Genomic DNA, 13,902 nt, shown 5'->3' with positions numbered 1-13,902 from the left:
AAGCTATGTTGAGGGCTTTGTTGGTCGCGTTTTTAGCGATATGGAGTAGTCTCTCGAGTGCTGCGAGTGAATCTACAATGTCTTTGTTAGACAATCGCTTTCGAGTTGATCCAACCATCGAGCAGATCACGTTTTTGGTTTATCGTGAGCAAAGTTCTCAGCCAGTTGTTTTAGTCCGTCCTGACGGTAAAAAATACTATGCTTGGGGCTCTTACGACAATGTACGTTGGTATCAAGAAGCCTCACTCGATATTATTTCCGTTGATAACCCTATGCCAGGTCCATGGCAGGCTGTGGGGAAAGTTACGCCTAAAAATAACATCCGCTTAATTTCTCACCTAAAGCTCAGTACGGATCTGTTCCCAAACCGATTATATAATGGGGAAGCGCTTAAGTTTACAGCTCGCCTGACCTCCGACGGCAAACCTCTTGTACTGCGCGACTTCCTTGATCGCGTGAATCTGCGCGTGACATTTACCAAGTTTGTCGAAAATGAAGATGAGCTGATCAAAGAAGCTCGTCCAGTGTCGATGGTTGTGGGTGAGTTTTCTGATGACGGCCGCGGCTTGGATGAAAAAGCAGGGGATGGTGTGTTTACGGTTCAGCTCCCGATAGACGTTGAGCCTGGTAAGTACCGCGCGCGCATCACGTCTGGCAATGGCGTATTCTTACGAGCGCAAGAACAAGTCATCTTGGTTTATCCGAACCCAATCTCTCGTACTTTTATTCAGGCTCGTAATTCCGATAAGCCACACCAATTAGTGGTGAGTGGCGAGCAAGGTATGATTGCACCAGGCTCTATAGCAGTCACAGTGAAAAAGGACGCACCCGATGGTTTCATTAGTTACAGCCAAGGACAGGTCTCTAAAGATGGAATGAGAGTTACGTTGAACCTCAATAACGATGCTGAGCTTGGTAAGTACGCATGGCGCGGCGAGATCTTTGCCACTGATTTTGCAACCCAGCGCTCGTTGGTGTTTCCTATCCCAGAGCAAACCTTCAGTGTTGTTGATGAAGTTGATCTAGAAGCTGCTCGAATTGCAAAAGAAGCTGAATTAGCCGAACAGCGCCGTATTGAAATGGAAAAGCAAATTATCGCTGAGCGAGAGGCTGAGCGTAAGCGCAGCATGATTATTATCGCGGTGGGTAATTTGATAATGCTGCTGATTGTGATCATTGCATGGATAGTCTGGCGCAAAATTAAAGCGAAGCGCGATGCCATGCCAGAGATGCAATTAGAAGTACCAAAGAAATAGTAGTAACACATAAAGCGAGAAACAGAGCCAATCGGCTCCGTTTTTTTATCAAGTTACCAAGTTGGAAGAAGAAAAATGGATAAATTATGAATATTTAAGTTTACTGTATTCAAATATATGTTTGGGATTTTATATAAATAATATATCATTTTTACTTTCTAAATTGGTTGCATTTTTAATGTGACTAACTTTCAAAACAATCAATTAAAGATAAAAGAAATAATGAATAAAATTTTAGCTTTTTTTTGTGCAGTGATAATTGTAGGTTGTTCTTCTATTGATAATGGTGTTAATAATCCAGATTCGGGAAGTAATAATTTAAAATCACTTGATACCTTCACTTTCGATCCCTTAAGTAAAATCCAAAAAGTAGAAATACCAACTTATTATGATGGCTTGTTTGATACAGCAAGACCCTATTTAGATGAAAAGTACCCTTACACTTATGTCAGTAAACCTCAAGCATACATAATTGATGACGAGATTATTTCTTTTGCTCCCTGGTTTCCTGTCGAAGGAAGGTTTACGGTTTTTCCAACCGCTCACTATATAGTTATAACTCAAGAAACCGAGAGTGGCTTAGTCTCCGCACGATTTAATCATGAACAAGTAATTAAGCTGTTAAGTGAAGAGTATAAAATTACTGAGCATACAAGTCCGTTTTTTCATTATGTTCTAGAGGTTTCTCCAAGTGAACAAGCCAATTTTGTAGAAGATATCCATAAAAAATTGAGTAGACTTCCTTCAGAATAAGGGTTTCTGGTTGAATTTTGATCAATAAAGTCAGGGGTTCTGGCTTTATTGATTGCATGGAGTTCTATTCATATTGATTTGGGCTTTGTAATAGGTAGTACGCCATAATAACAAGAGCCGATCTTGTAGGGTTTCTGGATAAATATTCAGCTGTGCGTGATAAATAAGAATAAGTAAACGCGAGGTCTCTGATGAAATACAAAAAGCGTCAGAAGTACAAATACACTCTCCATTCTGAAGAAAAGATTGAGACTCACATTTCAGTGAGTCAGGCGTATGACAGCCCTTTTCTTAGTTTGTCCAAACAAGGCGTGTTAACGATTAAAAAGGGCTATGCATGGGATGGAGCGAGTGGGCCAGCGTTAGACACAAAAAACATTATGAAAGCTTCTTTAGTGCATGATGCTCTTTACCAACTCATGAGGGAAGAGGTGTTGCCTCAAAGTGCTCGAAAGCATGCGGATACGTTGTTGAGAGAAACATGTTTAGAAAAAGGAATGTCTAGCTTCAGAGCAACTTATATCTATTATGGCGTCAGAGTTGTCGGCGGGTTCTTTTCTAGACCCGATACTTTGTGTGCTTAATGGGAACATCTTTCCAACGTTTAACTGTTTATTTATACAGTTTAGTTATGTAAGCTCCAAGGTGATACAAAGGAGTAGTACATAATGACAATAAGATATGAAGAGCATGTGCCAAGCCCGAAAGAATACTGTGATATGCGTATCAAAGCCGGGCTATCACCCAAATCGTTGAAAGCTGCTGAAATTGGTCTACCCAATTCGTTATATGGCGTATCTGTTCGGGATGAAGGAAAGCTCATTGCAATGGGTCGGGTTGTTGGTGACGGGGCGTGTAACTTCGAAATTGTCGACGTTGCCGTTGATTCTGATTATCAAGGCAACGGTTTAGGTAGAAAAGTCATGGAATACATCGACGGTTATCTTTCTTCTGTTGCACTTGAAGGCTCTTACGTTTCTATGATTGCTGATGAACCGGTCTTTTACGAAAAGCTTGGTTATAGGCTGGTGGCTCCTAAAAGCCAAGGGATGACAAAAAAGTTTAAGCCAAAGGCGTAACACGTATTCAGCTGTGAAGATAAGCACTAGAAAACAGGAGTTTAATTTCCTGTTTTCTATATTAAATTTGTATTTAAGCCACTTCTGGAATAGGTTTGGGTGGCTGCTCTAAATCAGGCTCTTTTTGAACAGTAGGAATTTGTCCCTCACCCACAGCACTGATGTAACAGCCACTAAGTTTAATGGCAAGGTACATATCAGCTCGCAGTAAGATGCCTCCTTCACTGGTGCTGATACCAGTAAGCTCACACCATTGACGAAGACGTCGTTTCCTTCCTGCGAGGATTAAGCGTACACCTCTCTTTTTCAAAGTATTGTGAATATCTGCCAGTGTTGCCATCACACTGAGATCCAAGTGAGTAAAGCTCGATACGGCGTCGATGACAACGCAACTTGCGTCTTTGTGATGCTCTGCCTGCTCTAACACTCTACGTTTAAAGTAAGGAGCATTGAAGTAAGTTAGCGGTGAGTTAAAGCGGTAAATCACCATTCCAGGAATAGGCGAAGCTTTTCCTGAGTCGTCGATGGTCCGAATGGTACCTTTTTCATCCAAGCCAAGTAGCTGATCACTCGGTCGCATGACAATCCGTAAAAATTGAAACAGCCCTAACAGTACCGCCAAAGTGATCCCCGGTATTACACCCACGATCAACACAGAAATAAAAGTAATGATGGCCAGATAAAATGCATCTTTGTCACGAGATTTTAATTTCCAAATTGCTTTAAGATCGAGCAGCGATAGGGACGCAATGATCAATACAACACCAAGTGAAGCGATAGGGATGAACTGTAAAGGCTCGTAAATAAATACCGCAATAATGGCAATGGTGATTGCGGCGACAATCGAAACTAATTGAGATTTACCGCCATTTGCATCATTGACGGCTGTGCGTGAGTCAGCGCCGCTTATCGCGAAACCTTGCGAAAACGCTGAGGCAATGTTGGCAAAACCCAACGCCTGAAACTCTTTATTAGCATCAATATCATAACCGTTTTTAGCAGCGAAACTGCGGGCGGTGAGCATCATGCTAACAAAACTGACAATCGCAAGGTTGAGCGCCGGGACCACTAGTTCACGGACTTCACCTAGCTCAAACTCCGGTGTTTGAAACTGAGGGAAGCCACCTTGAGTGAGTCCGACAACCGATACGCCCATCTCTTGTAAATGGAAAAACCAAACTGACGCAGTAGTTACGAGGATCGCCAGCATGGCAGCAGGCCAAGTTGGTCGGTAGCGTTTGGTGAGCAAATAAACGACAACTGTCACGATACTCAGAGTTACAGTAGGCCAATGAAGATCGGTTAATCGTTGTGGAGCTTCCCATAAACGTTCCAGTAAATAACGTTGCTCGTATTTCAAACCGACTACTTTCGCAAACTGACCAACGATAATTGTGAGAGCAACACCGTTGAGTAGACCCAAAAGAATCGGACGAGAAAGGAAATCTGCAAATACCCCTAGCTTGAAACGACTTGCCAGTACACACCAAATTCCCGTCATCGCTGTCATGGTCATAACCAACTGCCAATGTTTTGTGGGGTCACCTGCGGCAAGTGGTGTCACAACAGCAGCAATCACTGCACAGGTTGCTGCATCGGGTCCGACAATGAGTTGCCGAGATGTGCCCATCATGGCGTAAACCAACATTGGCAGTACACACGAATACAGACCGACAATTGCGGATACACCAGTTAATTGTGCGTAAGCTATGGCAACTGGCAGTGCAACCGCGACAACAGAAAAGGCGGCTCTAAAGTCGTTAACAAACCATTCTTTTTGATAATGCTTAAGCTGAACAAGCCCTGGGAACCACTGTGCGAGTAATATTTTAGCCAACGGATTTACCATATATGTGAGTGAGTTACTTAAAGTATACACCGCTTAGTTGGAACGTCTGTGAGTTAGTTATCACTGGAAATCGGGGGAAAGATTGGAGTGCGAGGATTTTATTGCGCAGGGGGGAGCTTTGTAGTGTGAGGTGTTATGAATCCGATTCTGGAAGCAATAAAAAACGGGAGCTGATACTCCCGTTTGTGGTCTCAGATTCTAGAGTTACGCGACACTATCCATCTGAGGGTATAGCGGCTTTGCGGCAAGCAGTTCCGGCTCAAAATCGTCAACGTTGATTGTATCTAGACGATGCTGTTCCGCTTCTCTGAGTAGATCGGCTTCTTCTTGCGTGATAAAGCCTTGCTCTAGCCCTTCCTGAGCAATCATATCCAAACGTAAGAATGGGCGACGCTTACCTTGCGCTTTACATACTTTGTCAAACACAGGTTCAGCTTGAAGAATGACTGACAGCGCAAGCTCAATCTTACCTGCTGCGTTGTGCTCGGTTGGTTCAAGGTATTGACCGCGACCAATGCGTGAGCGCGTTGCACTTGGCGTTTGTAGAATGCGCGCCACTTTACTGTCTAGTTTATCGCTTGGCGCTTTGCGTACACGACCGAATGGCATGATTAACACGCGCAGTGCACGACCAATCACTTTGTTCGGGAAGTTTGCTAAGAATTCGTCTACCGCCACTTCCGCTTGTTTCAAACTGTCTTGTAGACCCCAGTGTACTAATGGTAAATCTTCGACTGGGCGGCCATCTTGCTCAAAACGTTTCAACGTCGCAGAGCTCAAATATAGCTGGCTTAGAATGTCACCAAGACGTGCTGATAGACGCTCTTTACGCTTCAAAGAGCCACCTAGCACTGCCATCGAGATATCCGATAGTAAGGCAAGGTTTGCACTGTAGCGGTTCAATTGTTGGTAGTAACGCTTGGTTGCATCTTTGGTTGGCGATGAAGAGCCCAGACCGTCGCTCAAACCAAACCAGATACTGCGCACTAGGTTACTCATTGTAAAGCTCACGTGACCAGCAAGCGCTTTATCAAATTTCTCGACAGCATTACTTGCTTCAGAATACGCCGCGTTCATTTCTTCAAGAACGTACGGATGGCAACGGATTGCGCCTTGGCCAAAGATGATCATTGAGCGTGTTAGAATGTTAGCACCCTCAACCGTTACTGCGATTGGCGCACCTTGGTAACCACGAGCTAGGAAGTTAGAAGGTCCCATACAGATACCTTTACCGCCTACGATGTCCATTGCATCGATGATGCTTTGCTGGCCGCGGTGCGTACAGTGATACTTCACGATAGCTGAGATAACTGAAGGTTTTTCACCTAAGTCGATACCCGCAACGGTTAAGTTGCTTGCTGCATCCATCACGTAAGCATTACCACCCAAGCGTGCTAATGGTTCTTCAACTCCTTCCATATGGCCGATCGGCTGTTTGAACTGACGGCGAATACGTGAGTAAGCACCGGTTGCCATTGCCGCAGTTTTGATGCCACCTGTTGAGTTTGAAGGTAGCGTGATACCACGTCCAACCGACAGACACTCAACCAGCATACGCCAACCTTGGCCCGCCATTTTTTCACCACCGATAATGAAATCGATAGGAACAAAGATGTCTTTACCGCGCGTTGGACCATTTTGGAATGGTACATTGAGCGGGAAGTGTCGGTTACCAATCTCAACACCTTTGACATCAGTTGGGATAAGCGCACAAGTGATGCCAAGATCTTCTTTGTCGCCTAGCAAACCTTCAGGATCGCGAAGTTTAAATGCTAAGCCTAGTACCGTTGCGACTGGCGCTAGGGTGATGTAGCGCTTGTTCCAAGTCAGGCGCATACCCAGTACTTCTTTTCCTTCCCATTCGCCTTTACAGACCACACCGTAATCTGGAATAGATCCAGCGTCAGAACCCGCTTCTGGACTTGTTAGGGCGAAACAAGGGATTTCCTTACCTTCAGCTAGACGCGGTAAGTAATGATTTTTTTGATCTTCAGTACCGTAGTGTTGCAGTAGCTCACCTGGGCCCAAAGAGTTAGGAACACCAACGGTAGACGATAGAACGCCAGAAACACCCGTTAGTTTTTGTAGTACTAGTGATTGCGCGTATGCTGAGAACTCAAGACCACCGTACTTTTTCTTAATGATCATGGCGAAGAACTTATGATCTTTCAGGTATTGCCAAACTTCTGGCGGTAAGTCCGCGAGTTCATGGGTCACTTGGAAATCACTCACCATGGCGCACACTTCATTCACAGGGCCGTCTAAAAAGGCTTGTTCTTCCGCACTTAACTTAGGTGCTTGAATTGCGTGTAGCTTTTGCCACTCTGGTTTGCCTTTAAATAGTTCGGCTTCCCACCAGACGGTACCTGCGTCTAACGCTTCTTTTTCGGTTTGAGACATAGCTGGCAGCACTTTCTTGAAAAGCACTAACGCTTTGCGGCTAATTAAAGACTGACGGACGCCAGGAACCGCGAGCACAGCTGCGGCGAGAACGTAAATCGCCCAACCAATAACGCCAACAGTACCAGCTACTGTAAGAGCCAGCATGGCTGCGGTGAGTAAGCTAATAGATTTCACGAGAGACATGCGGTGGTAGAGCGTAATGCCTAGCACGATCGCCATCGTGATGATTGAGAGCAAGATGTCCATATATATTTTCCTTTTCAGACTTTATAAGTTTTGTACGTCTGCATGTTAGGTAAGAGGTCTAACCAGTTGGTTTAAGTGTAATCAAAATATTAAGGAAATGTAAAACATAAGATTGGATAAAAAGTGATCTAAGTAGAGTTAAAATTCTAAAGTTGAGATTTGAGTGATGGTTTCATGAGCAAGTTGACAAGTTTATTACCATCACTAATCTAAATCTGTTGGTTCACTATCGACACTAATTCTCGTTTGTGGGTAAACTCAGAGTAATCAAACCCGAGTTCCGGTTTATGAAATGTCCGATACCAAATTGGTATCAGAACAATTTGCTCAGTGAGTCAAGAGCTGACTGAAGCCGAAATAATAAAGAGAACGTCTTATGTACCATGATCTGATTAGAAGTGAATTAAACGAAGCTGCTGAAGTGCTCAACAAATTTTTAAGCGATGACCATAACATTGCGCAAATCGAAGCAGCGGCGAAAATGATTGCTGACTCATTCAAGCAAGATGGTAAAGTATTGTCATGTGGTAACGGTGGTTCTCACTGTGATTCAATGCACTTTGCCGAAGAGCTAACAGGCCGTTACCGAGAAAATCGTCCTGGCTATGCTGGTATTGCTATTTCAGATCCAAGCCACCTTTCTTGTGTGAGTAATGACTTTGGTTATGACTTCGTGTTTTCACGTTATGTAGAAGCGGTTGGTCGAAAAGGTGACGTACTGTTTGGTCTGTCGACTTCAGGTAACTCAGGTAACATCCTGAAAGCGATTGAAGCAGCACAAGCGAAAGGCATGAAGACGATTGCGCTAACAGGTAAAGATGGCGGCAAAATGGCAGGCCTTGCAGATATTGAAATCCGCGTGCCACACTTTGGTTATGCAGACCGCATTCAGGAAATTCATATTAAGATTATTCATATCATCATTCAGTTGATCGAAAAAGAGATGGAATAATCGTTTACGGCCACCGTTTCGAGCTGTGTTGTTAGGGAGTTTTTTAAACCATGTGTGAATTGCTCGGTATGAGCGCTAATGTTCCAACGGATATTTGTTTCAGTTTTACTGGGCTCATGCAGCGTGGAGGTCGAACCGGCCCACACCGTGACGGATGGGGGATCACCTTCTACGAAGGGAAGGGCTTTCGAACCTTCAAAGATCCCAAGCCAAGTTGTGAGTCTAAAATTGCAGAGTTGGTACAAAATTATCCCATCAAAAGTCGTGCGGTCGTTAGTCATATCCGACAGGCGAATCGTGGTGGTGTTAATTTAGAAAATACTCATCCCTTTACACGTGAGCTGTGGGGTAGGTATTGGACGTTTGCGCATAACGGTCAGCTCTCTGGCTATCAAGACTTGCATACAGGTCGACATCGACCTGTCGGTGAAACAGATAGTGAACTGGCATTTTGCTGGTTATTGAAGCAAATGGAAGATCGATATCCTGAGCCACCAAAGGATATGGAGTCGGTATTCTTATATGTTGCTAAATGTTGTGATGAGCTAAGAGAGAAGGGTGTATTTAACATGCTTCTGAGTGATGGTGAGTATGTAATGACGTATTGCACCAATCATTTGTATTGGATCACAAGACGCGCACCGTTTGGAAAAGCCGCGTTGCTTGATGAAGATGTGGAAATTAACTTCCAAGAAGAAACAACGCCACACGATATCGTTTCTGTGATCGCAACTCAACCTTTGACGGGCAACGAAGCTTGGCAGCGTATGAAACCTGGCGAATACGGCTTGTTTCACCTAGGTGAACTAGTCAAAAATAATGCCTCTGAACTGGTAAATGTGCCGTTTGCGGCGGCTAAGCCGGGCAATCAAGCGCCAACCGAACCGTTAGAGTGATGGTCTCTTACTCTGAATATAAAAATAAAGCTCGCTTAATCGCGAGCTTTATTTTTATGCGTTTTAAACCGAGGGCGGATACGGATGAGCATTCTTACTTTCTAGAGTGCTGGTAGTAGAGTCCTAGTCTCGCTAAGGCTTGCTGTAAAGACGTAACTGATAGAAATTTCTCATAAAACATCTCGTCAGTCTGAACGGTGAAGAACGAACCAGATTCAGAATCTACTTTCCGAGTGTTATGTTACTCAAGTGGTTATGGGATTTTTTAGAATGTTGGGTTTTAGGTTTCTAGTCTCACCATGGTTTTCTTGAATCAAGTTTATAAGTATTAAAACAACCAAGAGCAGCCCTCAGGCTGCTCTTTTGTGCCTGGAGTTTATTATTCAGGGCTACTCATCTGAGGCGTACCCATGTACGCCAAGCTCTGCGCCATCTAAATAGGCTTTACCATCCTTCATGATCAACCGCTCGTCTACCAGCCACTTAGCCACCATAGGGTAGATTCGGTGCTCCTGCGCCTGAACACGTGCCGCAAGTACACTAGCATCATCGTCTTCGAACACAGGAACTTTTGCTTGCAGTATGACAGGGCCACCATCAAGCTCTTCCGTTACAAAGTGCACACTCGTACCATGTTCTTTATCGCCAGCATCAATTGCTCTCTGGTGTGTGTGTAGCCCAGGATATTTTGGTAGAAGAGAAGGGTGGATATTGATCATCTTACCCATGTAATGAGAAACAAATGCGCTGCTCAGAATGCGCATGTAACCAGCAAGAATAATCACGTCTGGTTGGTATTCATCTATTTGACTCATTAGCTCTGCATCAAAGCTTTCACGCGAGCTGAATGCTTTAGGGTCGACAAAGTGACCGTCTACATCAAACTTTTTTGCACGTTCTAAACCAAAAGCATCTGCTTTGTTAGAGAACACGGCTGCCACTCGTGCGTTTGGCATGCTGTCTTCGCAAGCTTCCAAGATAGCTTGCAGGTTACTTCCGTTACCCGAGATGAGGACCACAAAGTTTTTTAGGGTATGGTTTTTCATGATGTCGAGAGCGCCTTGGTATTGTAGGTTGGAGTTATGTAGCTTCTAAACTACCTACTAATAGAATGGTTTTTAGTGTTCTAGATAGCAAAATGAGGACCTAGTCATCTAGTGTCCTCATTCTTCTTATCTTTTGAGCTCGATTTGCAAATTATTGGATTTCAACTTGCTCTTCGTTCGCGTCTGCTTGTGCGATTTGACCAATCACCCACGCGTTTTCGCCTTCTTCTTTAAGAAGAGCAACTGCTGCGTCTGCCTGGTCTTTCGGTAGTGCGACGATTAGACCTACACCACAGTTGAATGTGCGGTACATTTCGTGTGTGTCGACGTTGCCTTTCTCTTGTAGCCACTTGAAGATAACTGGCCATTCCCAACTGTTACCATCGATAACTGCTTTCGTGCCTTCAGGCAGTACGCGTGGGATGTTTTCCCAGAAACCACCACCAGTGATATGAGAAATCGCATGGATGTCGTGTTTCTCAATCATCTTAAGTGCTGACTTGATGTAAATTTTTGTTGGTTCTAGTAGGTGCTCACCAATAGTGCGGCCTGCTAGCTCTTCGCTCTTATCTGCACCAGATACTTCTAGGATCTTACGGATAAGGGAGTAACCGTTTGAGTGTGGGCCGCTTGAGCCAACAGCGATAAGTGCATCACCAGCAGCGACTTTCGTGCCGTCAATCACGTCTTCTTTTTCTACTACGCCAACACAGAAACCAGCTACGTCGTAGTCTTCGCCTTCATACATGCCCGGCATCTCCGCAGTTTCGCCACCAATTAGGGCACAACCTGCTTGAACACACCCTTCTGCGATACCTGAAACAACATCCGCTGCGGTATCAACGTCTAGTTTGCCTGTTGCGTAGTAATCTAGGAAAAACAGTGGCTCTGCGCCTTGCACGATAAGATCATTTACACACATTGCCACTAGGTCGATGCCAATCGTGTCGTGCTTGTTCATATCCAGTGCTAGGCGAAGTTTTGTGCCAACGCCATCAGTACCAGAAACCAGTACAGGTTGTTTGTATTTAGTTGGCAATTCGCATAGCGCGCCAAAACCACCGATACCACCCATAACTTCAGGGCGACGAGTACGTTTTACCGCACCCTTAATACGATCCACAAGCGCGTTGCCTGCATCAATATCTACACCAGCGTCTTTATAGCTAAGAGAAGAGTTGTTACCACTCACAGGGAAGTCCTCGGTATTAAGTTGGATATGAAAACGGCGCTATTCTAACAGTGCTTAAACATAGATAGCAAACGTTTGCGTCTGTTTTTTTCTTTAGTGATTTATCCTGATATCCCTGTGAAAATCATGTATAATCTGAAGGTTTGTTTAAATATTGCCAACTATAGCCGGAGATGGACATGAAAGTTGTTGAAGTAAAGCACCCTCTAGTAAAACATAAAATTGGTCTAATGAGAGAAGGTGACATCAGCACAAAACGTTTTCGTGAGTTAGCGACTGAGGTCGGTAGCCTACTTACTTACGAAGCAACGTCAGACTTTGAAACAGAAAAAGTGACCATTGATGGTTGGAACGGTCCGGTAGAAGTAGACCAGATTAAAGGTAAAAAAGTAACCGTAGTGCCAATCCTACGTGCAGGTCTAGGCATGATGGATGGAGTTCTTGAGCACATGCCAAGCGCACGTATCAGTGTTGTGGGTATTTACCGTGATGAAGAAACGCTTGAGCCAGTTCCTTACTTCAACAAGCTTGCTTCAAACATCGAGGAGCGTATTGCGCTTGTTGTTGACCCAATGCTTGCAACAGGTGGTTCTATGATTGCTACGATCGATCTCCTAAAAGAGAAAGGTTGTAACCAAATCAAAGTGCTGGTACTTGTTGCTGCACCAGAAGGTATTGAAGCGCTAGAAAAAGCACACCCAGATGTTGAGCTATACACTGCGGCAATCGATGAGAAGCTTAATGACAAAGGCTACATCGTTCCGGGTCTAGGCGATGCAGGTGATAAGATCTTCGGTACTAAGTAATTCTTTGATGTATTACTATGACTGAACAGAAAAAGGCTTGGTGAAAACCAAGCCTTTTTTGTATCTACAAGAGGAGAAGAGTAAGACACGCCAACTAATAAAGCGGCGCAAACGAACTATTTCGCGCTTTCTTCTTCCATTTGTGCGTTATCCACAACGTGGTTTTCACCTAAATCGTTTGGTAGCACAAGGTTAAGAATAATTGCCACGATACCGCATAGGCTCACACCCTGTAGACTGAACTCACCAATACCGAAAGCCATACCACCAATGCCAAACACAAGTGTTACGGCAACAATCACTAGGTTACGAGACTTATGTAAATCAACGTTATTCTTGATCAGTGTGTTGAGGCCTACCGTTGCGATGGAGCCGAACAGCAGAATCATGATGCCGCCCATGACAGGAACTGGAATCGTTTGAAGAACCGTACCTAGCTTACCTACCAATGCAAGTACGATTGCGGTGATTGCTGCCCAAGTCATGATCACAGGGTTAAATGCTTTGGTTAGCATTACCGCTCCTGTTACTTCACTGTAAGTGGTGTTTGGTGGAGCACCCACCATCGAAGCTGCGATAGTTGCCACCCCGTCACCTGCGATTGTGCGGTGAAGGCCTGGTTTTTTCAGGTAGTTTTTACCTGTAACGTTTGAGATAGCAAGCATGTCACCTACGTGCTCAACCGCAGGTGCGATAGCGACAGGAATCATGAACAAAATTGCGTTGATATTGAACTCTGGCGCGGTGAAGTTTGGCATGGCTAGCCAAGCCGCTTGTTCTACGGGAGTGAAATCAACCACACCGTAGAATAGAGAAACAGAGTAACCAGCAAGAATACCACCAACAATAGGAACGAGCTTCAAAAAGCCTTTTGCAAAAACGCTGAGTACAATGGTTGTGAGCAGTGAGACCGCCGAGATAATGATCGCAGCATCACCATTAACTAGCTGTGCAGCTCCATCACCAGTTTTACCTACCGCCATGTTCACTGCTGTTGGGGCAAGGCCAAGGCCGATAACCATGATCACAGGGCCAACGACAACAGGCGGGAGAATTTTATGGATAAATCCAACACCGCGCACTTTGATCATCGCCCCAAGAGCCACATAAACTAAGCCCGCTGCCATCAAGCCGCCCATCGTTGCACCGATACCCCAAGTTTGGATACCGAACATAATAGGAGCAATAAACGCAAAAGAAGAGGCAAGGAAGATGGGAACAGAACGTTTAGTCATTAATTGGAAGAGGAGAGTGCCGACACCGGCACCAAAGAGGGCTACGTTTGGATCAAGGCCAGTTAGGAGCGGCACAAGCACCAAAGCACCAAAAGCGACAAAGAGCATTTGAGCGCCTTGTAACGCGTTTTTCATAATAATTCCCTATTTTCAAGATACGCAGACAAATCCGGCGAATACTATCATCCT

12 protein-coding genes are annotated in these 13,902 nt (G+C 44.6%); 7 read left to right on the top strand and 5 right to left on the bottom strand.

What is annotated here, in order from left to right; all coding sequences use genetic code 11:
• Nucleotides 1-5: 5 nt before the first annotated feature.
• The 4 genes from KI742_RS11945 (at nucleotide 6) to KI742_RS11930 (ending at nucleotide 3,088) form a co-directional block, all read left to right on the top strand.
• Nucleotides 6-1,256 (top strand): TIGR03503 family protein, encoded by a 1,251-nt coding sequence (locus tag KI742_RS11945; RefSeq protein WP_256901278.1) that lies wholly within the window; start codon nucleotides 6-8, stop codon nucleotides 1,254-1,256.
• Nucleotides 1,257-1,478: 222 nt separating this feature from the next.
• Nucleotides 1,479-2,009 (top strand): hypothetical protein, encoded by a 531-nt coding sequence (locus KI742_RS11940; RefSeq protein WP_005380387.1) that lies wholly within the window; start codon nucleotides 1,479-1,481, stop codon nucleotides 2,007-2,009.
• 191 nt (nucleotides 2,010-2,200) lie between these two features.
• Nucleotides 2,201-2,593: a DUF1353 domain-containing protein gene (locus tag KI742_RS11935; RefSeq protein ID WP_137282304.1), complete on the top strand. Its 393-nt coding sequence runs from the start codon at nucleotides 2,201-2,203 to the stop codon at nucleotides 2,591-2,593.
• Between the two features lie 84 nt (nucleotides 2,594-2,677).
• Nucleotides 2,678-3,088 carry a GNAT family N-acetyltransferase gene (locus KI742_RS11930; RefSeq protein ID WP_005391824.1) on the top strand — a complete coding sequence of 137 codons (411 nt, stop codon included), beginning with the start codon at nucleotides 2,678-2,680 and terminating at the stop codon, nucleotides 3,086-3,088.
• A gap of 73 nt (nucleotides 3,089-3,161) precedes the next feature.
• Here KI742_RS11930 and KI742_RS11925 read toward each other — a convergent pair whose 3' ends face one another.
• Nucleotides 3,162-4,937, bottom strand: a complete 1,776-nt coding sequence (locus KI742_RS11925) for a SulP family inorganic anion transporter (RefSeq protein ID WP_005380390.1) — start codon at nucleotides 4,935-4,937, stop codon at nucleotides 3,162-3,164.
• A 204-nt stretch (nucleotides 4,938-5,141) separates the two neighbouring features.
• Nucleotides 5,142-7,586, bottom strand: a complete 2,445-nt coding sequence (gene fadE / locus KI742_RS11920) for an acyl-CoA dehydrogenase FadE (protein WP_005385392.1) — start codon at nucleotides 7,584-7,586, stop codon at nucleotides 5,142-5,144.
• A gap of 376 nt (nucleotides 7,587-7,962) precedes the next feature.
• On the opposite strand from fadE, the gene lpcA reads away from it, so the two are divergent.
• Together lpcA and KI742_RS11910 are read left to right on the top strand one after the other, a co-directional pair.
• Nucleotides 7,963-8,538: a D-sedoheptulose 7-phosphate isomerase gene (gene lpcA, locus KI742_RS11915; RefSeq protein ID WP_005380392.1), complete on the top strand. Its 576-nt coding sequence runs from the start codon at nucleotides 7,963-7,965 to the stop codon at nucleotides 8,536-8,538.
• Nucleotides 8,539-8,588: 50 nt separating this feature from the next.
• Nucleotides 8,589-9,434: a class II glutamine amidotransferase gene (locus KI742_RS11910; protein WP_005380394.1), complete on the top strand. Its 846-nt coding sequence runs from the start codon at nucleotides 8,589-8,591 to the stop codon at nucleotides 9,432-9,434.
• A gap of 389 nt (nucleotides 9,435-9,823) precedes the next feature.
• Here KI742_RS11910 and purN read toward each other — a convergent pair whose 3' ends face one another.
• Together purN and purM are read right to left on the bottom strand one after the other, a co-directional pair.
• Nucleotides 9,824-10,480 (bottom strand): phosphoribosylglycinamide formyltransferase, encoded by a 657-nt coding sequence (purN, locus tag KI742_RS11905; RefSeq protein WP_025768256.1) that lies wholly within the window; start codon nucleotides 10,478-10,480, stop codon nucleotides 9,824-9,826.
• A gap of 151 nt (nucleotides 10,481-10,631) precedes the next feature.
• Nucleotides 10,632-11,672, bottom strand: a complete 1,041-nt coding sequence (purM, locus tag KI742_RS11900) for a phosphoribosylformylglycinamidine cyclo-ligase (RefSeq protein WP_005389861.1) — start codon at nucleotides 11,670-11,672, stop codon at nucleotides 10,632-10,634.
• 179 nt (nucleotides 11,673-11,851) lie between these two features.
• Between purM and upp the strand changes: the two genes are divergently transcribed.
• Nucleotides 11,852-12,478, top strand: a complete 627-nt coding sequence (gene upp / locus KI742_RS11895) for a uracil phosphoribosyltransferase (protein ID WP_005380401.1) — start codon at nucleotides 11,852-11,854, stop codon at nucleotides 12,476-12,478.
• 116 nt (nucleotides 12,479-12,594) lie between these two features.
• Here upp and KI742_RS11890 read toward each other — a convergent pair whose 3' ends face one another.
• Entirely contained in the window at nucleotides 12,595-13,848 is a 1,254-nt protein-coding gene (locus tag KI742_RS11890; RefSeq protein WP_005380403.1) for a uracil-xanthine permease family protein, read from the bottom strand.
• Nucleotides 13,849-13,902: the final 54 nt, after the last annotated feature.

This window comes from Vibrio sp. D417a (assembly GCF_030248595.1).
In the GTDB taxonomy this organism is placed as follows: domain Bacteria; phylum Pseudomonadota; class Gammaproteobacteria; order Enterobacterales; family Vibrionaceae; genus Vibrio; species Vibrio alginolyticus.
The sequence above is the reverse complement of the archived record's forward strand: the minus strand, read 5'-3'. Positions and strand labels throughout refer to the sequence as shown.

What these genes read in the sequence shown, in the direction of transcription:
- KI742_RS11945 (WP_256901278.1), top strand. Translation starts at nt 6, where the DNA reads ATGTTGAGGGCTTTGTTGGTCGCGTTTTTAGCGATATGGAGTAGTCTC.
- KI742_RS11910 (WP_005380394.1), top strand. Translation starts at nt 8,589, where the DNA reads ATGTGTGAATTGCTCGGTATGAGCGCTAATGTTCCAACGGATATTTGT.
- KI742_RS11925 (WP_005380390.1), bottom strand. Translation starts at nt 4,937, where the DNA reads ATGGTAAATCCGTTGGCTAAAATATTACTCGCACAGTGGTTCCCAGGG.
- upp (WP_005380401.1), top strand. Translation starts at nt 11,852, where the DNA reads ATGAAAGTTGTTGAAGTAAAGCACCCTCTAGTAAAACATAAAATTGGT.
- fadE (WP_005385392.1), bottom strand. Translation starts at nt 7,586, where the DNA reads ATGGACATCTTGCTCTCAATCATCACGATGGCGATCGTGCTAGGCATT.
- KI742_RS11930 (WP_005391824.1), top strand. Translation starts at nt 2,678, where the DNA reads ATGACAATAAGATATGAAGAGCATGTGCCAAGCCCGAAAGAATACTGT.
- KI742_RS11940 (WP_005380387.1), top strand. Translation starts at nt 1,479, where the DNA reads ATGAATAAAATTTTAGCTTTTTTTTGTGCAGTGATAATTGTAGGTTGT.
- KI742_RS11890 (WP_005380403.1), bottom strand. Translation starts at nt 13,848, where the DNA reads ATGAAAAACGCGTTACAAGGCGCTCAAATGCTCTTTGTCGCTTTTGGT.
- purN (WP_025768256.1), bottom strand. Translation starts at nt 10,480, where the DNA reads ATGAAAAACCATACCCTAAAAAACTTTGTGGTCCTCATCTCGGGTAAC.
- lpcA (WP_005380392.1), top strand. Translation starts at nt 7,963, where the DNA reads ATGTACCATGATCTGATTAGAAGTGAATTAAACGAAGCTGCTGAAGTG.
- KI742_RS11935 (WP_137282304.1), top strand. Translation starts at nt 2,201, where the DNA reads ATGAAATACAAAAAGCGTCAGAAGTACAAATACACTCTCCATTCTGAA.